This is a genomic window from Nostoc sp. (assembly GCF_035638895.1).
Lineage (GTDB): Bacteria > Cyanobacteriota > Cyanobacteriia > Cyanobacteriales > Nostocaceae > Nostoc.
In genome coordinates this window covers 1-3,048 of the sequence record NZ_DASQZC010000593.1, presented here as the reverse complement: position 1 = coordinate 3,048, position 3,048 = coordinate 1, and the positions used below count along the sequence as shown (strand labels likewise).

Annotated in this window: 3 protein-coding genes; all 3 read left to right on the top strand. The window is 45.0% G+C overall.

Annotation, left to right across the window (positions count from 1 at the left end; genetic code table 11):
• On the top strand, positions 1-370 hold a 370-nt coding region (locus tag VE944_RS34245), incomplete at its 5' end, for an MFS transporter (protein ID WP_324985848.1).
• Positions 300-1,109 (top strand): MFS transporter, encoded by an 810-nt coding sequence (locus VE944_RS29410; protein WP_324985845.1) that lies wholly within the window; start codon positions 300-302, stop codon positions 1,107-1,109. The genes VE944_RS34245 and VE944_RS29410, both read left to right, overlap by 71 nt.
• A 467-nt stretch (positions 1,110-1,576) precedes the next feature.
• The coding region (locus tag VE944_RS29405; RefSeq protein WP_324985842.1) for an iron uptake porin at positions 1,577-3,048 on the top strand (1,472 nt) is incomplete at its 3' end.

Sequence of the window (3,048 nt, the reverse complement as noted above, 5' to 3'; positions counted from 1 at the left end):
TCGTAAATCCAGCACTTTTTATGTCATTTTGATTGCTGGTGCTGCTGCCCTCGGCGGCTTTCTGTTCGGTTTTGACACCGCAGTGATCAACGGTGCAGTTGGAGCTATTGCTACAGCCTTTAACGCCAACAGTGTAGAGATTGGTCTTGCCGTATCCCTGGCATTATTGGGGTCTGCGGTAGGAGCCTTTTATGCAGGGAAGATCGCAGACCGTTATGGTCGAGTCAAGGCAATGGTCGCATCTTCAGTGCTGTTTACCATCAGTGTTTTGGACAGAAATTCCTCCAGCCATAATATATATGTCAGCCTTGATGATTCCCGAATCTCCCCGCTACTTGGTTGCTCAAGGACGCGAACCAGAAGCTGCTAACATTCTGACCAAGATTTTGGGGGGTGACGTGCTGGCAAAAATTGACGAAATTCGGCAGACAGTGCTTCGAGAACGCGAACCCAGCTTTTCTGATCTCTTAAGCAGAAATGGTGGACTCCTTCGGATTGTTTGGATAGGAATAGGCTTATCTGTATTACAGCAATTCGTTGGTATTAATGTAATCTTCTACTACAGCAATGTTTTGTGGCAGGCAGTCGGGTTTTCAGAACAAAGTTCCTTAACAATCACGGTGATTACAGGAGCCGTCAACATTATTACAACATTGATTGCGATCGCCTTTGTAGATAAATTTGGTCGCAAGCCCTTGCTCATACTAGGGTCGATTGGCATGACCTTGACCTTGGGGACGATGGCTTATATTTTTGGCAACGCTCCTTTGGATGCTGCTGGGAACCCCAATCTCACCGGAAGCGCAGGTACTACAGCTCTCATTGCAGCCAACCTCTATGTATTTTGCTTTGGTTTCTCCTGGGGGCCAGTGGTTTGGGTACTGTTGGGAGAAATGTTTAATAATAAAATTCGAGCGGCTGCACTTTCAGTTGCTGCTGCAATGCAATGGGTTGCGAATTTCCTCATTTCCACAACATTTCCTCCCATACTGAAAAATTTCGGTCTAGGTTCTGCCTATGGACTCTATACAATTGCGGCAGCTATCTCATTCTTTTTCATTCTCTTTTTTATTAAAGAAACCAAAGGAATTGAGTTAGAAGATATGTAATTCGTATCTCTGTATCCTCTACGGCAAGTAGCTACACCCCAACTAACCGCAGAGGCGCAGAGAACTTAAAGAGAAGAAAGAGATATTTTGAGGAATAATTTAGGATTGCTATAAAAATTAATTTTGGGCGGTTTTAAGTATTGTTTTAATTAAGCTAAAGTCTCTGCTTTTAATGGGAGCATCCCAAATGTGTAAAAACATATTTTGTCATTGCGAGCGTAATGAAAGGAAGCGTTAGCGGAGCGTCTCGAAGAGAAGCAATCGCAAAGTCTAGCGGCTGCGATTGCTTCATTCCGCTTCGCTCCATTCGCAATGACTAGTTCTAATTGGTAAATTTGCAAAATTGGTATGCTCACCTTTTAATCTGTAAAATTAACGCTAATAAGCATAGAAAATAAAAGTTTTTATTTGAGTTTCATCTTCTTATTTACAAATTCATAATTAAACCATTATCAAGTAATAAGCCAATGCTAAAAATTATTTTCCATAGCTTTTTTATCTTATTTTTGGCAATTCCAGCAGTTTGGGCAGCATCTCCAGAAGATGATAGAAATTTGCAGGGACAAGTTAATTCTGTTTCCCAACTCTCTGATATCAAACCGAGCGATTGGGCATTTCAGGCACTGCAATCATTGGTCGAACGTTATGGCTGTATTGCAGGTTATCCTGATGCAACCTATCGCGGCGATCGTGCGTTGAGTCGTTATGAGTTTGCGGCTGGTTTAAATGCCTGTTTAGACCGGGTTAATGAATTAATTGCTGTGGGTACTAATGATTTAGTTAAAAAAGAAGATTTGGCAGTGCTGCAAAATTTGCAAACAGAGTTTGCGACAGAATTAGCAACTCTGCGTGGGCGGGTGGATACGCTGGAGGCACACACAGCAACCTTGGAGGAGCAGCAATTTTCTACTACTACCAAGCTGACTGCTCAAGTTATTACCGCCGTTAGTGATACCTTTGGTAATAGGGTGGGTGGCGAACGCGATGAATCCCGTCCCTACTTTGCAAATCGGGGTCGTCTCAACTTAGAGAGTAGCTTCACAGGGAAAGATTTGTTGCGAGTCCGCCTGGAGTTTGGCAACTTTGCGAATTCTAATGGTACAAGCCAAATTGCCGCCGCCACAAATACAGGGATGACACGCCTTAACTTCGACAATGACAGCAACAATACACTTATTATCCCCCACATCCGTTACTACTTCCCAGTTAGTGATTCTCTTAACTTCGTTGTTGGCCCCACAGGCATTGGTTACACCGATATTTCAACCACCGTCACTCCCCCCATGATCGCAGACGACGGCAATGGGGTTCCCTCCCTTTTTGGATCATACAGTCCCTTATTCCGGCGAGGTGGCGGTGGTGCAGCCGCTAACTGGAACATTACCAAAGACTTGGTTCTCACCTTGGGTTATTTAGCCAGCAGTCCCAATGTCCCATCGGCTAGCAACGGCTTGTTTGATGGTGGCTACAACGCCCTGGCGCACTTAGCCTATTATGGTGAGCAAGGAGCTATTGGTGTTGCCTACTCTCATGGCTATAGCCCTGGTGGAGTAGTCGATCTTGCAGCTGGGACGGGTAGCGCTCTGTCAAACGCTCCCTTTGGCAACAACATTGCTACTTCCAACGATATTGTCGGCGCACAGGGATTCTATCGCTTCTCCCCGAATTTCCAAATCCACGCTTGGGGTGGATATATTTGGGCAAATGCCAAGAATTCTGGTTTGAGTGATGTTTCCAATGGCAGGGGTGGAACTGATTCTCTATTTGTGAACAGTGGTGACAATGCCAATGTCTGGTTTGGGGCGATCGGTATGTCGTTTCCTGATGTGGGGGGTGAGGGTAACTTGCCGGGAATTCTCTTTGGTATACCGCCGCGTGTCTCTAACAGTGATGTCCGTCAAGACCGAGACAATGCTTACCATATCGAAGCATTCTATCG